Raw genomic sequence first — 17,232 nt, forward strand, 5'->3', positions numbered from 1 at the left:
ACAAAAAGGCGACCACAAAGGGTCGCCTTTTTTATTTACAGCAGCTCTCTCGCCGCCGACACAATGTCATGTGCCGTCAGGCCATACTCCTTCTGCAGGAAATCCTGCGTACCCACCTGGCCGTAACGCTCCTTAACGCCCACCCGCCGCATCGGTACCGGACAGGTTTCCACCAGCACTTCCGCTACCGCCGATCCCAGCCCGTTGTGAATGCTGTGGTTTTCACAGGTGACGATGCGCCCGGTTTTCTCGGCGTAGTTTTTCACCAGCATCCGGTCGATGGGCTTCAGGGTAAACATGTCGATAACCGCCGCGCTTACGCCCTCCTGCTCAAGCTGGCGAGCCGCCTCCAGCGCTTCCGCCACCATGATGCCGTTGGCAATCAGGGTAATATCGCTTCCTTCGCGCAGCACGTTGCCTTTGCCAATGGTGAATGTTGAGCCCGGGGCGTACACGCTCGGCGCCTGTTTACGAATGGTCCGCACCCAGTAGAAGCCTTCGAGGTCGATAAGCTGGCGCAGCACGTCCTCGAACATCACAGCGTCGGTCACCTCCAGCACCACCGAGTGCGCCAGGCCGCGTACGATGCCCATATCCTCAAATGACATATGTGTCCCGCCGTTGTGGCAGGCCGTCACGCCCGCGTCCGACGCTATCACCTTCACGTTGTTACGCTGGTAGTCCAGGGACATAAACAGCTGATCGAAGCAGCGGCGGCTGGCAAACGCGGTAAAGGTGTGCACGAACGGCTTACGTCCGGTAAGCGACAGCCCCGCCGCGGTGCCGATGACGTTGGCCTCCATAATCCCGCAGTTAATCACGTGCTGCGGATAATCGCGCGCCACGCCGTCCATCGCCATCGAGCTCATCAGATCCGCTTCCAGGGCGATAATCTCGCTTCCTGCCTCAATCTGCTTTGCCACAAAGCCCGCGTAGACCTTACGCATCTCAACGGCGTCTTTCTCTCCTGCCGGTGCAACCTTAATCATGTGAAGCCTCCAGTTGGCGAATCGTCTCGTTGAGGGCCGCTTTGCTCTCCGCGGTCAATCGCAGGTGGTGCGAATTGCTGAGCTGCTCCAGATACGGCACCCCCTGCCCTTTGATGCTGTCGAGGATGACAACTAATGGACGCGCTTCGGCCTCGGGGACCCGCGACGTTACCGCCAGCAGACCCGGAATGTCGTCGCCCTTCACCGTCGCCACGTCAAAGCCAAAGGCGCGGAATTTCCCCTCCAGGTCGAACGCGCTGATGATCTCGTCCAGCTCGCCGTCGAGCTGCTGCTTGTTCCAGTCCACGAACACCGTCAGGTTGTTCAGACGATGGTGGGCGATAAACTGGAAGGCTTCCCAGCATTGTCCCTCGTTCAGCTCGCCGTCACCGACGATGCAAAACACCCGATTCGGTCGCCCCGCCAGCTTGTGCGACAGCGCCATACCGCCCGCAATGGAGATACCCTGTCCCAGCGAGCCGGTGGTGGCATCCACGCCGCGTGTTTTCAGGCGGTCCGGGTGGCTTGGCAGCCGCGTGCCGTTTTGGTTGAGCGTGCTCAGCTCTTCAACGGGGAAGTAGCCCTTGATCGCCAGCGTGCTGTAGAGCGCCGGGCCCGCGTGTCCTTTCGACAGGACAAAATAGTCTCGCTCCGGCCAGTCCGGATCCGCCGGGTCGATTTTCATCACCGCGCCGTACAGCACGGCCAGGGTTTCAACCACCGACATACTGCCGCCGTAGTGGCCAAAGCCCAGCTGCGTCAGGGATTTCAGCGTCTCAAGACGGATCTGACGCGCGAGTTCGGTTATCTCTTTCTCATTCATGATTTGGCTCCGGTGTTTTCCTGCGCGTTACCGCCCGCAGGTTTGTTTTTCGCGAAGACGTTGTACGCCACCAGCAGCGCGAACAACGCCACAACCAGCCCGGTAATGGCAAGCGGCGACAGGAAGCGCGCCAGGTTGCCGAGCACAATCCCGACCGCACCGAAATCAGCGTCCGAGAAGGTGGTGTTGGCAAAACCAATTGCGCCCAGCACCGGCAGCAGCAGAACCGGCAGGAAGGTGATCAGCAGGCCGTTAGCAAAGGCGCCAATCATTGCCCCGCGACGTCCGCCGGTGGCATTACCGAACACGCCCGCCGTTGCGCCGGTGAAGAAGTGCGGTACCACGCCCGGGAGGATCAGCACCCAGCTGAACTGGCCGCAGATGAACAACCCCACAATCCCGCCGAGGAAGCTGAACAGGAAGCCAATCAGCACCGCGTTTGGCGCATACGGATACACCACCGGGCAGTCCAGCGCGGGGCGCGCGTTGGGCACCAGTTTTTCCGAGAAGCCGGTAAAGGCCGGGACGATTTCCGCCAGTATCAGGCGTACGCCCTGCAGGATGATGAACACGCCCGCCGCAAAGGTGATCGCCATGATGATGGCGTAGACCAGGTAGTTCTGGCCGCCGCTGAAGGTCGCCTCTACGTACTCACGTCCGGCGCTCACCGCCAGGATGAGGTAGATAATCATCATGGTCAGGGAGATGGAGATCGAACTGTCGCGCAGGAAGCTCAGGTTCTTCGGCAGGTTCATCTCTTCCGTTGAGCGGGAGCCCTTACCGACCTTGCTGCCAATCCAGCCGGACAGCACGTAGCCCAGCGTGCCGAAGTGGCCGAAGGCAATCTCATCGTTGCCGGTTATGCGCTTCATGTAGCGCTGCGCAATCGCCGGGAAGAAGGCCATGATCAGGCCGAGGATCAGCGAGCCGGTAAAGACCAGGCCCACGCCCTCAAAGCCCGCCACCGTCAGGATCACGCCAATCATGCACGCCATGTAGAAAGTGTGGTGACCTGTCAGGAAGATGTATTTCAGGCGGGTAAAGCGCGCGACGATAATATTCGCCACCATCCCAAAGGCCATAATCAGCGCGGTCGAGGCACCGTATTTTTCCAGCGCAATCGACACAATCGCTTCATTGTTTGGAATAATGCCCTGAATAGTAAAGGCGTGCTCAAACATTCCGCCCAAAGGATTTAACGACCCCACCAGCACCGTGGCGCCGCCGCCCAGCACAATAAAGCCGAGAATAGTTTTAATTGTTCCTTTCACCACGTCCGAAAACGCTTTTTTCTGCGCAACCAGACCGATTAAGGCAATTAATCCCACCAGCACCGAAGGAACTTTTAAAATATCAACAACGAAATTCAGCGTTTCAAGGATAAACATATCCACCTCGCCTAATCAGGGTTATTGTCTTTCGAACCAGGCACGCAGCTGCGCTTCAAGTTCGTTGATGTCGATGATGTTATTGATCACCACCAGCTGGCTTTCCGGCACGCTGGCGCTGGCCGCGATATCTTTTGCCATCACGAACAGGTCGGCTGCGCCAGGCGTTGCAGACGAGAGATCGGAGTGTTCAACCTCTGCCTCAATTTCCAGCTTTTTAAGTACCTTTTTGATATTCATTTCGACCATAAAACTGCTGCCAAGGCCGGAGCCGCAAATAGCCATGATTTTCATTGTTGTTCCCTTATTTTGAGTAGAGTACGCCCCACCACGCTGACGCGTAATATTGTGAATAATCGGATTAAAGAATTAAATCAGAAGCGGTCAATAATGGTTTTTATCTCCTCCCGCGTATTCGCCTGATGTAATTCAGCCATATCCTCATCGCTGGAAAATAATTCTGCTAGCGCCGAGATCATTTCGATATGGCTATGTTTGTCCGGTGCCGCCAGCATGACTATCACGTCGACGGGGTCAAACTCACCGGCACCGAAAGAGACACCTTTTTTCAGTTTTAATAATGACAGGCCGAGTCCTTTCGCCCCTTCTTCCGGCCGCGCATGCGGCATCGCTAGCCCTGGTGCCAGCACGTAATAAGGACCCAAAGTATGATGCTGCTTGATGATGGCCGTGATGTATTCCGGCGAAATCACCTGCAAATCCAGCAGCGGCTTCGCGCACAGCTCCAGCGCCTGCGGCCAGTCCTCTACGCTCTCCTGCAGCGTGATGGTTGTATCATATATCCATTTTTTGAGCACTTTGCCCTCCGGCTACAACGCTAAAGATGAGCAAACTTTATTCAACACCTCAACGAATGACTGCGATCAGGATCACAAAGATAGCGCTACCAATAGTTAACATGCAGAAGTGTGATAGCGCTATCAAATTGCAATCACGGTGCTAAATCACAGCAAAAAAAGGGATTTAAGGCGTATACTGCCTTTCACGTGAAGCGAAGGATGAAAGTAGTCGCGCCCTGTTAGCAGGAAGGTGTATGTCTCTAACCCGAAAACGACGCAGTACCGGTAAGGTGACGCTGGCCGATGTCGCACTGCTTGCCGGTGTGGGCACTATGACCGTGTCCCGTGCGCTCCGCACGCCCGAACAGGTTTCCGATAAACTGCGAGAAAAAATAGACGCTGCGGTGCAGGAGCTGGGCTACATGCCTAATCTTGCGGCCAGCGCGCTGGCGTCAGCCTCTTCATGGACGATCGCAATGGTTGTTCCTAACCTCTCTGAAGCCGGTTGCTCAGAGATGTTCGCCGGGCTACAGCAGGTGCTGCAACCCGCCGGATATCAGATCATGCTGGCAGAGTCCCAGCACCGTCTCGAGCAGGAAGAGAAATTACTGGAAACGCTGCTGGCGTCAAATATCGCCGCCGCCATTTTGCTCAGCGTCGAGCACACGGATACCGTGCGCCACTGGCTGAAAAATGCCTCCATTCCGGTGATGGAAATGGGGGCGATGCGCGCCGATCCGATTGATATGAATATCGGCATTGATAACGTCGCCGCTATGTATGAACTGACGGAAATGGTGATTCAGCGCGGGTATCAAAATATCGGCCTGCTGTGCGCAAACCAGGAGCAGTGGATTTTCCAGCAGCATTTGCAGGGCTGGTACAAAGCCATGCTTCGCCACCATTTGTCGCCGAACAGAGTGATTAACGCCGCCATGCCGCCAAATTTCTCCACGGGCGCGGCACAGTTGCCGGAATTCCTGCTGGCCTGGCCGGAGCTGGATGCGCTGGTGTGCGTCTCGGACGAACTGGCCTGCGGGGCACTCTATGAATGCCAGCGTCGACGCATTAAAGTGCCGGACGATTTAGCAGTGGTAGGCTTTGGGGATAGCGACGTGAGCCGCGTCTGTCAGCCGCCGCTGACGACCATGGCGGTACCGCATCGTAAGATTGGAATTGAGGCCGGGAAAGCATTGCTGGAACGTCTGAATGATGGAGACTGGCGCGACCATAAACCTATCGCGTCCAGCCTCTGTCTGCGGGAAAGCTGTTAAGGCTTACTCAGCCTCTTCCTCTTTTTCCGCTTTGCTTTCTGGCTTAGCGGATTCGTTTTTGGCGTTGCGGGTCATCCACAGCGCCAGTGCTTTTAAGGAGTCCGGGGTGAACTCGTCGCAACGCGCGGTGATCTCTTCCGGCGTCATCCAGCAGACTTCGCTCACTTCCTCTTCCTGCAGGGCGAAAGGCCCGTGAGAGACACAGCTAAACAGCCCGCCCCAGACGCGACAGTTTTCGTCCTCGAAATAGAACTGGCCGTGCTCGGCAAACGGCACGCCGGCGATACCTAACTCTTCTTCTGCTTCGCGACGCGCGGAATCCAGCAGCACTTCATCTGCCTGCACAACGCCGCCCGCCGTGGCATCCAGCATACCGGGGAGAAAATCTTTGGTGTCCGTGCGGCGCTGGACCAGAATCTTGCCCATGCCGTCATGCACAACGATGTATGTTGCACGGTGACGCAGACGCTCCGCGCGCATTTGTTCGCGGCTGGCCTGCGCGATCACTTCGTTCTCTTCGCTGACAATGTCAACCCACTCAGTACTTGCCAAATGATTCTGCTCCACCATCGGGAAACCTTCTCGTCTAAGCGCTCTTTCGGCGCGTTTGCAGTTGTGGTGTAACTTACGGATTAATCGCTATCTGCGCAATAACTTGCTGATCATTAAGTGCGATAACGCGCAGGGTATTTCCGTCCAGCATGCCATAGCTCGCTGGATTACCGCCTTTCGGAATACTGACCGAACCGGGGTTAAAGTGATAAATCTCACCGCATTTTTCCGCTACTGGAATATGAGTATGACCATAAACCAGGACATCGCCAGCGGCGAGTGCCGGAAGGTTATCCGGGCTAAAAAGATGACCGTGAGTCAAAAAAAGACGGCTCTTTTCCAGCAGGACCTGCTGCCAGGGCGCGGTGATGGGAAAACGCAGCAGCATCTGGTCAACTTCACTGTCGCAGTTACCGCGCACCGCGATAATACGCGAGGCATGCTCATTCAGTTTTTCCGCCACCTGCGCGGGTGCATACCCTTCCGGCAGCGCATTTCGCGGGCCATGGTTTAACACATCGCCCAGCACCACCAGCCACTTTGCCCCGCTTTCGGCAAACAGAGAAAGAACGCGCTCGGTAGCGGGCAGCGATCCATGGATATCCGACGCAAACATCAGTTTCATCAGTCACTCCTCAGGAAAACAGACTGCCCTATCATACCTGAAGCGCCAGGCCTTATCAGCCCGCGCGCTTAGCGGAGAGTGCCACATAGCGCTGTACGGAAGCGCGCTGCCACTGGAATGCAGCATAATCCACCAGCAGTTGCGGAACCTCGTCGCCGTTGAGGATCAGACGGTTCAGCATCAGCGCCAGATCGGTATCCGCAATGCACCACTCGCCGAAGAGATTCGGGTTACCGTGCGCCAGCAATGCAGACGCGGTCTCAATCAGCTTATGCGCGCTGGCGCTGCCCTCAGCGCTCAACGCAGGCTTTCTCACGGCGGCGAAAACCACGTCAGTGGAACGTTCAACGCGGATAGGCACCAGATCGCTACGCAACCACGCCTGGATCTGCCGTGCTCGGGCGCGCTTTTGCAGATCGTGAGGATAAATTCGCTCCCACTCCGGCGGCGCAAAGCGATCTTCAAGGTATTCATCGATCGCCGAGGATTCGCTCAATGCAAAACCGTCAATCTCCAGCACCGGCACGCGTCGGGTCAGGTCGTAACCCTGCCACTGCGGCTTCAGGTGTTCGCCACTGTCCAGATCGATGGTCTTCAGGGTGAAAGACAATCCTTTTTCCGCCAGAGCGACGTAAACGCTCATCACATAGGGTGAAAAATAACAGGCATCGGACCACAACGTTATCGCAGGCTGGTTCATAACTTCCTCATTGGCTGAACGGTTTTCACTCAACATATAATCTCTTTGGCTCGCTGTCACTTGATGAAAACTCACGATTTACAACAGGCACCTATACTGATTTTTATGGCATCACTTTTCACACTAACAGGAGTTGAGAATGATCGACCTTTACTATGCCCCTACCCCAAACGGCCATAAGATCACCCTTTTTCTGGAAGAAGCCGAACTGGAGTACCGGATCATTCGCGTGGATATCAGCAAAGGCGATCAGTTCAGGCCGGTCTTTCTGGCGATATCGCCCAACAATAAAATTCCGGCCATTATTGATAATCTGCCCGCCGACGGCGGCAGGCCGTTAAGTCTGTTTGAATCCGGGGAGATTTTGCTCTATCTGGCGGAGAAATCCGGCAAGCTGCTGAGCGGTGAACTGCGTGAGCGTCACCACACCCTGCAATGGCTTTTCTGGCAGTCGAGCGGTCTCGGGCCGATGCTCGGGCAAAATCATCACTTTACCGCCTACGCCCCGCAGCCTATTCCTTATGCTATAGAACGTTATCAGGTTGAAACCCAGCGGTTATATGGCGTACTAAATCGCCGGCTGGAGAAAACGCCGTGGCTTGGCGGCGATCATTACAGCATTGCCGACATCGCCTGCTGGCCGTGGATCAACACCCATGAAAAACACCGAATTGACCTGGCGGCATACCCTGCCGTGAATAACTGGTTTGAACGGATTCGGACCCGCCCTGCGACCGAGCGCGCCATGCAAATAATCCAGCAGATTTAGACCACTGCCCCGTTGGGTGCATGACGCGCTCTCATGTATTATGGGCAGCAAATACTGACACGGAGAAGACCTGCAATGTCACAGCATGACGCGATTATTCGTATAAAAAATTTACGCTTACGGACGTTCATCGGTATCAAAGAGGAAGAGATTGCCAACCGGCAGGACATTGTCATCAATGTGGTTATTCACTACCCAGCAGACAAAGCGCGGGCCAGCGAAGATATCAATGACGCGCTGAACTATCGCACAATCACCAAAAACATTATCCAGTACGTGGAGAACAACCGCTTCTCTTTGCTGGAAAAATTAACTCAGGATGTGCTCGACATCGCACGCGAACATCACTGGGTCACTTATGCTGAAGTCGAGATCGATAAACTTCACGCCCTGCGTTACGCCGACTCCGTTTCCATGACGTTAAGCTGGCGACGCCAGGCATAAACCTGGAGGTTGTATGAAGATTCTGCTGACCGGCGGTACGGGCCTGATTGGCCGTCATCTCATTCCCCGTCTGCACGCGCTGCATCACGAGATTACCGTGGTGACGCGCAGCCCGGAGAAAGCACGTCAGGTGCTGGGGGCAGGAGTCGACATCTGGAAAGGTCTGGCTGAGCAGCAGAATCTGGACGGCTTTGACGCCGTCATCAACCTCGCGGGTGAACCCATTGCCGACAGGCGCTGGACCCAAGAGCAGAAGCAGCGGTTGTGCAGCAGCCGCTGGACTATCACCGAGAAGCTGGTCGAGCTGATTCGCAACAGCCATACGCCGCCATCGGTGCTCATTTCAGGCTCTGCAACGGGCTATTACGGCGATCTCGGCGAAGTGGTGGTGACCGAAGAGGAGCCGCCGCATAACGAATTTACCCATAAACTCTGCGCCCAGTGGGAGCGTATCGCCTGCGCGGCGCAGAGCGATCGTACCCGCGTCTGCCTGCTGCGTACCGGCGTGGTGCTTGCGCCGAAAGGTGGCATTCTGGGTAAAATGCTTCCTCCCTTCAAGCTGGGGCTCGGCGGGCCAATTGGTAACGGGCGTCAGTATCTGGCGTGGATCCACATCGACGATATGGTGAACGGCATTATCTGGCTGCTGGATAACGATCTGCGCGGGCCGTTTAACATGGTTGCGCCCTATCCGGTGCGTAATGAACAGTTTGCCCACGCGCTGGGGCATGCCCTGCATCGTCCGGCGATTTTACGCGTGCCTGCGACGGCGATCCGGCTGTTGATGGGAGAATCATCGGTGCTGGTGCTGGGCGGGCAGCGCGCGCTGCCAAAACGTCTGGAAGCGGCCGGGTTTGCCTTCCGCTGGTACGATTTAGAAGAGGCGCTGGGGGATGTGGTGCGCTGAATATGTTACAGTGATACGCCATGTTCCGATGAAATGGCGTAACAATGGCAACCATCACCACTCCCCGGCTTCACCTCACCCCTTTCGAACCCTCTGACTGGGCGTTCTTCCGCTCGCTGCGCGAAAACCGCGACGTCATGCGCTATATGGCCGCTATTGCACCCGAAAAAGAGACCCGACGCGTGTTTGCTGCACGCCTGATGGCGGAGCATGTTTTCGTGATTCGTTTTCAGGATGACGATACGCCGCTGGGCGATATCGGCCTGCAAATCAGCCCTGAGAACCGTGAAGAGGCGGATATCGGCTACACGGTTGTGCCTGCCGCGCAGGGAAAAGGCATCGCCAGCGAGGCGCTGCGCGCGGTATGTGACTATGCGTTTAGCCAGACCAGCGTAAAAGCGATTAACGCGTACGTGCTGGCGGACAACGCCGGGTCTGTGCGGGTGCTGGAGAAAGCGGGGTTTGTGCGTACGCAGGTGCTGGAAAAGGCGTATGAGATTGACGGCGTACGTTATGACGACTGGGTGTACCGGCTGGAGTGTGCCGGACGGCAACGGAATTTGTAGGCCCGGCAAGCGAAGCGCCACCGGGCGATTGGGCGGCACTGCGGCCTGATGCCCTCACCCCAACCCTCTCCCACAGGGAGAGGGAGAAGGGCAAAACCTACTTCAACGATCCCTTCAGGAACTGCTGCAAACGCGGGCTTTGCGGGTTCGCTAACACCTCGTCCGGATGCCCCTGCTCTTCAATTTTCCCCTGATGCAGGAAAATAACGTGGTTGGAGACGTTACGGGCAAAGCCCATCTCGTGCGTCACCACCACCATCGTTTTGCCCTCTTCGGCCAGTTTCTGCATGATGCGCAGCACTTCGCCAACGAGTTCCGGGTCCAGCGCGGAGGTCGGTTCGTCGAACAGCAGCACTTCCGGCTCCATTGCCAGCGCGCGGGCGATGGAGACACGCTGCTGCTGGCCGCCGGAGAGATGCACCGGGTACTTCATCTGCTGGCGCTCGTCGATACCCACTTTCGCAAGGTATTTCACCGCGCGTTCGCGGGCTTCCTGCTTGCTCAGCCCCAGTACCTGAACCGGCGCTTCCATCACGTTCTCCAGCACCGTCATGTGGCTCCAGAGGTTGAAGTGCTGGAACACCATCGTCAGGCGCGTACGCAGCAGGCGCAACTGATGCTTATCTGCCACCTTCAGCTGGCCGTCTTTATCGCGCACCAGATTGATATTCTGTCCGCTCACCACAATCGAGCCTTCGCTCGGCTTTTCGAGGAAGTTAATGCAGCGCAGGAAGGTACTTTTACCCGAGCCGGATGAGCCGATAATACTGATCACATCGCCTGCGTTAGCCTGCAGCGACACCCCTTTCAGCACTTCATGTTCGCCGTAGCGTTTGTGCAAATCAATAACGTTTAATTTGTTCTCAGCCATCATCTTTCTCAGTGCGTCGAAGGTTTTATATGCTGCAACCAGCGTTTTTCAGCCTTACGGAACAGGCTAATCAGAACATAAGAGATAATTAAATAGAGCACGGCCGCAATGCCAAACGCAGTAAACGGCTGATAGGTCGCGGAGTTAATATCGCGCGCGATTTTGAGCAAGTCCGGCACCGTCGCGGTAAAGGCAAGCGCGGTGGAGTGCAGCATCAGAATCACTTCGTTGCTGTACGCAGGCAGCGCAATGCGCAGCGCCGACGGCAGAATGATGCAGCGATAGAGCTTCACCGACGAAAAGCCGTACGCCCGCGCCGCTTCGATTTCACCGTAAGGGACAGAGCGGATCGCCCCCGCAAAGATCTCAGTGGTATAGGCGCAGGTATTGAGCGTCAACGCCAGCACCGTACAGTTCAGACCGCTGCGGAAGAACGCATTGAGCATCTCTGTGCCTTTCACGATCTCCAGCGTGTACATTCCCGAATAGAACACCAGCAGTTGCACGTACAGGGGCGTACCGCGAAACACGTAGGTGAACAGCCAGATCGGGAACTGGATAAATTTGTGTGTTCGACACGCGGCCAATGGCAAGAAACACCGCCAGAATACCGCCCATCACCACGGAAGAAATCAGCAGCCAGAGCGTAATCGCCACGCCGGTAAAGCGGTAGCCATCCGTCCACAGCAGGGATTTCCAGTATTCCTGAATAATCTCAATCACAGGTCAGCCCTCTTCACACCCACGGAGTAGCGACGCTCGAGCAGAAGCAGCACACCATTGGAGACCGTCGTAAACACCAGATAAATCACGCCACAGACTACGGCAAAGTAGAAGGGCTCCCAGGTACTCTTGCCTGCCAGTTGAGTCGCTTTGACGACGTCTTCCAGACCAAGCAGCGAGACCAGCGCTGTCGCTTTGAGGATAACCTGCCAGTTGTTGCCGATGCCCGGGAGCGCATAGCGCATCATGGCCGGGAACATGATCCGGCGAAACGTTTGTGAGGAGGTAAAACCAAATGCGGTTGCCGCTTCAATGTGCCCTCTCGGGACGGCCATGTAAGCGCCACGGAAGGTTTCCGTGAAGTAAGCACCGTAGATAAAGCCGAGGGTAATAATACCGGCTACCATCGGGTCGATATCGATCTGTTCCATGCCGACGGCGTCGGTAATACCGTTCAGCGCGATCTGCAGTCCGTAAAAAATCAGCAGCATCAGCACCAAATCGGGTACGCCGCGAATAAGCGTGGTATAGCCTTCGAAGATGAGCGCCAGGGGTTTATTCGCCGACAGCTTTGCCCCTGCCCCCGCCAGACCTATCAGCACCGCCAGTACCACGGAGCTGATAGCCAGCTCAAGGGTGACAAGCGCGCCTTGTAAAATAACGCCAGAAAATCCGTACAGCATACCGCGTGCCCTGTCGTGTCGTGAGTGGTGGAACCGTGTCTTTTCCCCTCCCTGAGTGGGAGGGGCCGCACGTTATTTGACGGGGCGATTAGCCGCCGTAAACATTAAAATCAAAGTACTTTTTCGCCAGCTTGTCGTAGGTGCCATCAGCACGCATTTCGGCGAAGGCTTTGTTCAGCGCTTCACGCAGCTCGTTGTCTTCTTTGCGCAGGCCCATACCGGTGCCCACACCAAACAGCTTCACGTCCTTAATGGACGGGCCGCCAAATTTGTAATCTTTACCCACCGGCGTTTTCAGGAAGCCTTCGCTTGCCGCGACTTCATCCTGGAATGCCGCATCAATTCGGCCTGCCGTCAGGTCGGCGTAGATATTTTCCTGGCCCTGATAAGAGACGATTTCGATCCCCTTCGGCGCCCAGTGTTCGTTGCCGTAGGTTTCCTGCGTGGTGCCCTGCAGCACGCCGACGCGTTTGCCCTTCAGCGACTCAAGGGTGGGCTGAATGTCTGAAGACTTAGCCACCACCAGACGAGAATCCGCTGCGTAGAGTTTGTCGGTGAAGGCAATCTCCTGCTGGCGTTTTTCAGTGATGGAAAGAGAGGACATGATGACGTCGATTTTTTTCGCTTTCAGGGACGGGATCAAGGCATCCAGCGGGTTCTCAACGTAGGTACATTGCGCTTTAATACGTTTGCACAGCTCATTGGCCAGATCGATGTCAAAACCCACCAGTTCACCCTTCGCATTTTTCGATTCAAAGGGGGCATAGGTAGGGTCAGTACCAATACGAATTTTTTGCGGAACGGCTGCGAAAGCCGCGGTGGCGCTGGAAAAGGCCAGTACCAGAGAGAGTGACAACACGAGTTTTTTCATATCTATCCTCAACAAACTGTCTTCATACGGTTTTTTACGACGACGGGGTGCGGTTAATGTGCCATTAATCCACGCTGTCAGGCAAAGAATAATGCCTTTGGGGCGGGATTTTTTGCATTATAAATGCGTAAGTATGCACACGACGACCCAATATGGTGCACAAGCTGCACCATATCGAATCACCCACACCAGCAACGCACCAGGTCAGTGCATCACCGTTATGCGTCAGTCACCGTAGACGTTGAAGTCGAAGTATTTCTTCGCCAGTTTGTCGTAGGTACCGTCTTTACGCAGCTCAGCGAAGGCTTTGTCAAAGGCGGCTTTCAGCTCGGTATCGTCCTTACGCAGGCCGATACCGGTGCCGTCACCAAAGTATTTTTTGTCTTTCACGGACGGGCCCGCAAAGGCGTACTCTTTACCGGCTGGCTGCTTCAGGAAGCCTTCGCTCGCGGCGACTTCATCCTGGAATGCGGCATCCAGACGGCCTGCTGCCAGGTCAGAGTAAATCAGATCCTGGTTCTGGTAAGCCACCACATCTACGCCCTTCTCACGCCAGTTGGCATTAGCAAAACCTTCCTGCGTCGATCCCTGAAGCACACCGACATGCTTGCCTTTCAGCGAGTCGATGGTCGGTTGGATCGGGGAGCCTTTGGCGGCAATCAGACGAGAATCCGCAGCGTAGAGCTTGTCAGAGAAGGCGATCTCCTGCTGACGTTTTTCGGTGATGGAGAGAGAAGAGATAATGGCGTCGATTTTTTTGGCTTTCAGCGACGGGATTAACGCGTCAAAGTCGCTGCCCACCCATGTGCATTTCACCGCGATGCGTTTGCACATTTCATTTCCCAGATCGATATCAAACCCCACGAAATCGCCTTTCGCATCCTTGGAAGAGAATGGCGCGTAGGTTGCGTCTGTACCGATACGAACCGTCTGTGGCAGTGCTGCATAGCTACCTGCTGCTGCACTTAACCCCACGAGCAAAGACAGAGCCAGAACCGTCTTCTTCATACATTTACCCTCAAGTACCGTGATTTTATTATGTATTGTGTAGTGTGTTGTGTTGCAGGCTTCTCTTGCAGGTCTTATGCCACATTCCCGTCTGGTCAAAAATTCGACGTTAAATATGTTAATAAAACGTTGCGATATTGCCTTAGTGGTGAAAGATAGCAGGTCTGCCGAACGAACCGGAGAGGGAAGAAGGGAAAAAACGAATTAAATGTCGAGGATATGATCGCCGTTGCATAATTGCCCTGAAACAGGGCAACTTGTCTTTTCATGCACCTTGTTTGTGCACAAATTCAGGCACCCTGCCAGCGGGTGAAGAGGTCTTCCGGCAGGTCAATATCAAACTGGTCCAGTACGCGGTTAACGGTCTGGTTGATGATGTCATCCAGCGTTTGCGGGCGGTGGTAGAACGCGGGGACCGGGGGCATGATGACAGCCCCAAGTTCAGCCGCCTGCGTCATTAAGCGTAGATGCCCCAGATGCAGCGGTGTTTCCCGCACGCAGAGAACCAGTGGACGACGCTCCTTCAGCACCACATCCGCGGCGCGCGTCACCAGGGTATCGGTATAGCTGTTCACAATGCCGGAGAGCGTTTTAATTGAACAGGGCAGGATAACCATACCCGCCGTTTTAAACGAGCCTGAAGAGATACTGGCCGCGATATCGCGGGCATCGTGGACGACATCCGCCAGCGCCTGAACGTCACGCAGGGAAAGGTCGGTTTCAAGGGAGAGGGTCTGGCGCGCCGCCTGGCTCATCACCAGATGGGTTTCCACATCTGCTACGTCACGCAGCACCTGCAACAGACGTACGCCGTAAATCGCGCCGCTGGCACCGCTGATCCCAATAATGAGTCGTTTCATGATTTTTGCCCTTACTGATTCAGGGCAGACTGTGCAGGATTTTGCGGGGAGTTGCAAGTGAGGGCGTCTGCCCTCACCTGCAGAAACATCAACCTTCGTTGTGCATCTCTAAGCTCTCAAGATCGTTCTGCAGCTGGACGGCTTTCGCATCGTCGTTACGCAGGGAATCCAGGTAGTCGAGATACTGCTGGTCAACGTCTTTGGTCACGTACACGCCGTTAAACACTGAGCATTCGAACTGCTGAATGTCCGGGTTCTCGGCACGCACCGCGTCGATCAGATCGTTCAGATCCTGGAAAATCAGGCCGTCAGCACCGATGATCTGGCGAATTTCGTCCACTTCACGACCGTGAGCGATCAGCTCCGTCGCGGTTGGCATGTCGATGCCGTACACGTTCGGGAAGCGAATCTCTGGCGCCGCAGACGCCAGGTACACTTTCTTCGCACCGGCTTCGCGTGCCATTTCGATAATCTGCTCAGACGTCGTACCGCGAACGATGGAGTCATCCACCAGCAGTACATTCTTGTCACGGAACTCGGCGCGGTTGGCGTTCAGCTTACGACGTACGGACTTACGGCGCAGATGCTGGCCCGGCATGATAAAGGTGCGGCCAACGTAGCGGTTCTTCACGAAGCCCTGGCGGTAAGGCTTATCCAGAATACGCGCGATTTCCAGCGCGATATCGCAGGAGGTTTCCGGGATAGGGATCACGACGTCGATATCGAGATCGTCCCACTCGCGGGCAATCTTCTCGCCGAGCTTCGTACCCATGTTCACGCGCGCGCTGTAGACGGAAATCTTGTCGATGAAGGAATCCGGACGGGCGAAGTAAACGTATTCGAACAGGCACGGGTTGCTGACCGGATTGTCAGCACACTGGCGGGTAAACAGCTGGCCCTTCTCAGTGATGTAGACCGCTTCACCGGGCGCAACGTCACGCAGGAATTCAAAGCCCAGCGTGTCCAGTGCCACGCTTTCAGAGGCAACCATATACTCCGTACGACCATCGCCGAGCTCACGTTTGCCGAGCACCAGAGGACGAATGCCGTTTGGATCGCGGAAGGCGACCATGCCGTGACCGATAATCATCGCCACGCAGGCATACGCGCCGCGGATCTGACGATTTGTTGCGGCAATGGCAGCAAAGATGTTGTCTGCTTCCAGCGGGTAGTGACGGAAGTTATCCAGCTCGCTGGCAAACACATTGAGCAGGATTTCAGAATCAGAGGTGGTGTTAATGTGGCGACGTTTCTCTTCGAACAGCTTTTTGCGCAGCTCGTGCGCGTTGGTCAGGTTGCCGTTATGAGCAAGGGTGATGCCATACGGTGAGTTGACGTAGAAAGGCTGTGCCTCAGAGGCGCTGGAACTGCCAGCAGTAGGATAACGAACGTGACCGATCCCCATATTACCTTGCAGACGCTGCATATGGCGGGCTTCAAACACATCGTTTACCAGGCCATTCGCCTTGCGTAAACGGAAGCAGTTGTTTGCATCAATGGTGATGATACCCGCAGCATCCTGCCCACGGTGCTGAAGCACCGTTAACGCGTCATAAATCGACTGGTTTACCGGCATGAAACCGGCGATACCGACAATACCGCACATTCGTCTTTTCCTCGTTAAGCCACATCTCAGGGTTTATGCCCTGGGCAAAAAACTCGACGAGCTTTGCAGATAGTCAAAGAACCATCTGATGATGAAGCTGAACTCTGGAATGAGCTGCGATTTCTGCCAGTCTTCGCTTTTGGAGAACCCGGTGAAGGTATCCAGGAAGAACAGTATCGCGGCCACAATCAGCACGCCTCGCAACGCACCGAAACAGATCCCGAGCACCCTGTCCGTTCCTGACAGACCGGTTTTCTCGACCAGCTGACCTATCACGTAATTGACGATAGCGCCAACAATCAGCGTCGCGATAAACAGCACCGCGATGGCGATTCCGTTTCGGACCAGTTCATCTTCAAAGCCCGTGAACCAGACAGACAGGTAAGTGTAGTAATGACTGGCAACAAAGAAAGCACAACCCCATGTCACCAGCGATAACGCTTCACGAACAAAGCCACGGATCAGGCTAACCAGACAGGAAAAACCAATCACCGCAATGATGGCGTAATCAATCCAGACCATATGTGTCCCACGATTTAACGCCCTGTCATCCAGTTCGGGGCGAATTCTAACAGAAAAAGAAAACGTTTGCGTAGGGATTTCCTTCCCGCGCGTAAATAAAAAAGGCGCTGAAAAAACGCTCAACGCCATGGGCCTTTTGACGCCTCTGTGGACGTCTGCTTCCCCTCACCCTAACCCTCTCCCCAAAGGGGAGAGGGGACTTTTTACACCCTCTCCCCTTTGGGGAGAGGGCCGGGGTGAGGGGTAATTCT

20 protein-coding genes and 1 pseudogene are annotated in these 17,232 nt (G+C 55.4%); 5 read left to right on the plus strand and 16 right to left on the minus strand.

Annotated elements, in window-relative coordinates; translation table 11 throughout:
* Positions 1–35 precede the first annotated feature (35 nt).
* The 5 genes from EXW94_RS08290 to EXW94_RS08310 form a co-directional block, all read right to left on the minus strand.
* The gene (locus EXW94_RS08290; protein ID WP_089597910.1) at positions 36–989 is read right to left on the minus strand and encodes a transketolase family protein; all 954 of its coding nucleotides are present in this window, start codon (positions 987–989) and stop codon (positions 36–38) included.
* Positions 982–1,812 carry a transketolase gene (locus EXW94_RS08295; RefSeq protein WP_089597909.1) on the minus strand — a complete coding sequence of 277 codons (831 nt, stop codon included), beginning with the start codon at positions 1,810–1,812 and terminating at the stop codon, positions 982–984. Before EXW94_RS08295 ends, EXW94_RS08290 begins: the two co-directional genes overlap by 8 nt.
* Positions 1,809–3,200, minus strand: coding sequence for a PTS ascorbate transporter subunit IIC (locus EXW94_RS08300; RefSeq protein WP_089597908.1), 1,392 nt, complete (start codon positions 3,198–3,200; stop codon positions 1,809–1,811). Before EXW94_RS08300 ends, EXW94_RS08295 begins: the two co-directional genes overlap by 4 nt.
* Before the next feature lie 21 nt (positions 3,201–3,221).
* Positions 3,222–3,494, minus strand: a complete 273-nt coding sequence (locus EXW94_RS08305; protein ID WP_003861447.1) for a PTS sugar transporter subunit IIB — start codon at positions 3,492–3,494, stop codon at positions 3,222–3,224.
* An 80-nt stretch (positions 3,495–3,574) separates the two neighbouring features.
* Positions 3,575–4,018 carry a PTS sugar transporter subunit IIA gene (locus EXW94_RS08310; protein ID WP_174339889.1) on the minus strand — a complete coding sequence of 148 codons (444 nt, stop codon included), beginning with the start codon at positions 4,016–4,018 and terminating at the stop codon, positions 3,575–3,577.
* Positions 4,019–4,254: 236 nt separating this feature from the next.
* Here EXW94_RS08310 and EXW94_RS08315 point away from each other — a divergent pair, with 236 nt between their 5' ends.
* Positions 4,255–5,274, plus strand: a complete 1,020-nt coding sequence (locus tag EXW94_RS08315; RefSeq protein ID WP_010433293.1) for a LacI family DNA-binding transcriptional regulator — start codon at positions 4,255–4,257, stop codon at positions 5,272–5,274.
* Between the two features lie 3 nt (positions 5,275–5,277).
* Here EXW94_RS08315 and yfcD read toward each other — a convergent pair whose 3' ends face one another.
* From yfcD to yfcF, 3 genes are read right to left on the minus strand one after another with little or no spacing between them, the layout of a single operon-like run.
* Entirely contained in the window at positions 5,278–5,844 is a 567-nt protein-coding gene (yfcD, locus tag EXW94_RS08320) for an NUDIX hydrolase YfcD (protein ID WP_010433290.1), read from the minus strand.
* A gap of 55 nt (positions 5,845–5,899) precedes the next feature.
* Positions 5,900–6,451, minus strand: coding sequence for a phosphodiesterase (yfcE, locus tag EXW94_RS08325; RefSeq protein WP_174339890.1), 552 nt, complete (start codon positions 6,449–6,451; stop codon positions 5,900–5,902).
* Positions 6,452–6,506: 55 nt separating this feature from the next.
* Positions 6,507–7,151 carry a glutathione transferase gene (yfcF, locus tag EXW94_RS08330; protein WP_010433284.1) on the minus strand — a complete coding sequence of 215 codons (645 nt, stop codon included), beginning with the start codon at positions 7,149–7,151 and terminating at the stop codon, positions 6,507–6,509.
* Between the two features lie 139 nt (positions 7,152–7,290).
* On the opposite strand from yfcF, the gene yfcG reads away from it, so the two are divergent.
* The 4 genes from yfcG to EXW94_RS08350 all read left to right on the plus strand — a co-directional run bounded on the left by yfcG (position 7,291) and on the right by EXW94_RS08350 (position 9,837).
* Positions 7,291–7,920, plus strand: a complete 630-nt coding sequence (yfcG, locus tag EXW94_RS08335) for a GSH-dependent disulfide bond oxidoreductase (RefSeq protein WP_100165823.1) — start codon at positions 7,291–7,293, stop codon at positions 7,918–7,920.
* Between the two features lie 75 nt (positions 7,921–7,995).
* On the plus strand, positions 7,996–8,364 hold the full coding sequence (folX, locus tag EXW94_RS08340) for a dihydroneopterin triphosphate 2'-epimerase (RefSeq protein ID WP_010433280.1): 369 nt from the start codon (positions 7,996–7,998) through the stop codon (positions 8,362–8,364).
* A 13-nt stretch (positions 8,365–8,377) separates the two neighbouring features.
* A complete protein-coding gene (locus EXW94_RS08345) occupies positions 8,378–9,271 on the plus strand; it encodes a TIGR01777 family oxidoreductase (protein WP_174339891.1) in 894 nt (297 codons plus the stop codon).
* Positions 9,272–9,315: 44 nt separating this feature from the next.
* The gene (locus tag EXW94_RS08350) at positions 9,316–9,837 is read left to right on the plus strand and encodes a GNAT family N-acetyltransferase (RefSeq protein WP_174339892.1); all 522 of its coding nucleotides are present in this window, start codon (positions 9,316–9,318) and stop codon (positions 9,835–9,837) included.
* A gap of 97 nt (positions 9,838–9,934) precedes the next feature.
* Here EXW94_RS08350 and hisP read toward each other — a convergent pair whose 3' ends face one another.
* The 8 genes and pseudogenes from hisP to cvpA all read right to left on the minus strand — a co-directional run bounded on the left by hisP (position 9,935) and on the right by cvpA (position 16,981).
* Positions 9,935–10,708 carry a histidine ABC transporter ATP-binding protein HisP gene (gene hisP, locus EXW94_RS08355; protein WP_010433274.1) on the minus strand — a complete coding sequence of 258 codons (774 nt, stop codon included), beginning with the start codon at positions 10,706–10,708 and terminating at the stop codon, positions 9,935–9,937.
* A gap of 8 nt (positions 10,709–10,716) precedes the next feature.
* Positions 10,717–11,431 (minus strand): annotated as a pseudogene (locus EXW94_RS08360) (ABC transporter permease).
* Positions 11,428–12,114, minus strand: coding sequence for a histidine ABC transporter permease HisQ (locus EXW94_RS08365; protein WP_089597903.1), 687 nt, complete (start codon positions 12,112–12,114; stop codon positions 11,428–11,430). Before EXW94_RS08365 ends, EXW94_RS08360 begins: the two are co-directional and overlap by 4 nt.
* An 88-nt stretch (positions 12,115–12,202) precedes the next feature.
* Positions 12,203–12,985 carry a histidine ABC transporter substrate-binding protein HisJ gene (hisJ, locus tag EXW94_RS08370; RefSeq protein ID WP_010433264.1) on the minus strand — a complete coding sequence of 261 codons (783 nt, stop codon included), beginning with the start codon at positions 12,983–12,985 and terminating at the stop codon, positions 12,203–12,205.
* Between the two features lie 225 nt (positions 12,986–13,210).
* Positions 13,211–13,993: a lysine/arginine/ornithine ABC transporter substrate-binding protein ArgT gene (gene argT, locus EXW94_RS08375; protein WP_014171026.1), complete on the minus strand. Its 783-nt coding sequence runs from the start codon at positions 13,991–13,993 to the stop codon at positions 13,211–13,213.
* Between the two features lie 290 nt (positions 13,994–14,283).
* Positions 14,284–14,853 (minus strand): UbiX family flavin prenyltransferase, encoded by a 570-nt coding sequence (locus EXW94_RS08380; protein ID WP_010433259.1) that lies wholly within the window; start codon positions 14,851–14,853, stop codon positions 14,284–14,286.
* Positions 14,854–14,941: 88 nt separating this feature from the next.
* Entirely contained in the window at positions 14,942–16,459 is a 1,518-nt protein-coding gene (purF, locus tag EXW94_RS08385; RefSeq protein ID WP_010433256.1) for an amidophosphoribosyltransferase, read from the minus strand.
* Between the two features lie 33 nt (positions 16,460–16,492).
* Positions 16,493–16,981, minus strand: coding sequence for a colicin V production protein (gene cvpA, locus EXW94_RS08390; protein ID WP_000262116.1), 489 nt, complete (start codon positions 16,979–16,981; stop codon positions 16,493–16,495).
* Between the last annotated feature and the right edge of the window lie 251 nt (positions 16,982–17,232).

The sequence above is a fragment of the Enterobacter sp. JMULE2 genome (assembly GCF_013337145.1).
GTDB classification, from domain to species: Bacteria; Pseudomonadota; Gammaproteobacteria; order Enterobacterales; family Enterobacteriaceae; genus Enterobacter; species Enterobacter mori.

Coding starts and splice junctions, on each gene's coding strand:
- EXW94_RS08290 (WP_089597910.1), bottom strand. CDS start 989: ATGATTAAGGTTGCACCGGCAGGAGAGAAAGACGCCGTTGAGATGCGT.
- EXW94_RS08295 (WP_089597909.1), bottom strand. CDS start 1,812: ATGAATGAGAAAGAGATAACCGAACTCGCGCGTCAGATCCGTCTTGAG.
- EXW94_RS08300 (WP_089597908.1), bottom strand. CDS start 3,200: ATGTTTATCCTTGAAACGCTGAATTTCGTTGTTGATATTTTAAAAGTT.
- EXW94_RS08305 (WP_003861447.1), bottom strand. CDS start 3,494: ATGAAAATCATGGCTATTTGCGGCTCCGGCCTTGGCAGCAGTTTTATG.
- EXW94_RS08315 (WP_010433293.1), top strand. CDS start 4,255: ATGTCTCTAACCCGAAAACGACGCAGTACCGGTAAGGTGACGCTGGCC.
- yfcD (WP_010433290.1), bottom strand. CDS start 5,844: ATGGTGGAGCAGAATCATTTGGCAAGTACTGAGTGGGTTGACATTGTC.
- yfcE (WP_174339890.1), bottom strand. CDS start 6,451: ATGAAACTGATGTTTGCGTCGGATATCCATGGATCGCTGCCCGCTACC.
- yfcF (WP_010433284.1), bottom strand. CDS start 7,151: ATGAACCAGCCTGCGATAACGTTGTGGTCCGATGCCTGTTATTTTTCA.
- yfcG (WP_100165823.1), top strand. CDS start 7,291: ATGATCGACCTTTACTATGCCCCTACCCCAAACGGCCATAAGATCACC.
- folX (WP_010433280.1), top strand. CDS start 7,996: ATGTCACAGCATGACGCGATTATTCGTATAAAAAATTTACGCTTACGG.
- EXW94_RS08345 (WP_174339891.1), top strand. CDS start 8,378: ATGAAGATTCTGCTGACCGGCGGTACGGGCCTGATTGGCCGTCATCTC.
- EXW94_RS08350 (WP_174339892.1), top strand. CDS start 9,316: ATGGCAACCATCACCACTCCCCGGCTTCACCTCACCCCTTTCGAACCC.
- hisP (WP_010433274.1), bottom strand. CDS start 10,708: ATGGCTGAGAACAAATTAAACGTTATTGATTTGCACAAACGCTACGGC.
- EXW94_RS08365 (WP_089597903.1), bottom strand. CDS start 12,114: ATGCTGTACGGATTTTCTGGCGTTATTTTACAAGGCGCGCTTGTCACC.
- hisJ (WP_010433264.1), bottom strand. CDS start 12,985: ATGAAAAAACTCGTGTTGTCACTCTCTCTGGTACTGGCCTTTTCCAGC.
- argT (WP_014171026.1), bottom strand. CDS start 13,993: ATGAAGAAGACGGTTCTGGCTCTGTCTTTGCTCGTGGGGTTAAGTGCA.
- EXW94_RS08380 (WP_010433259.1), bottom strand. CDS start 14,853: ATGAAACGACTCATTATTGGGATCAGCGGTGCCAGCGGCGCGATTTAC.
- purF (WP_010433256.1), bottom strand. CDS start 16,459: ATGTGCGGTATTGTCGGTATCGCCGGTTTCATGCCGGTAAACCAGTCG.
- cvpA (WP_000262116.1), bottom strand. CDS start 16,981: ATGGTCTGGATTGATTACGCCATCATTGCGGTGATTGGTTTTTCCTGT.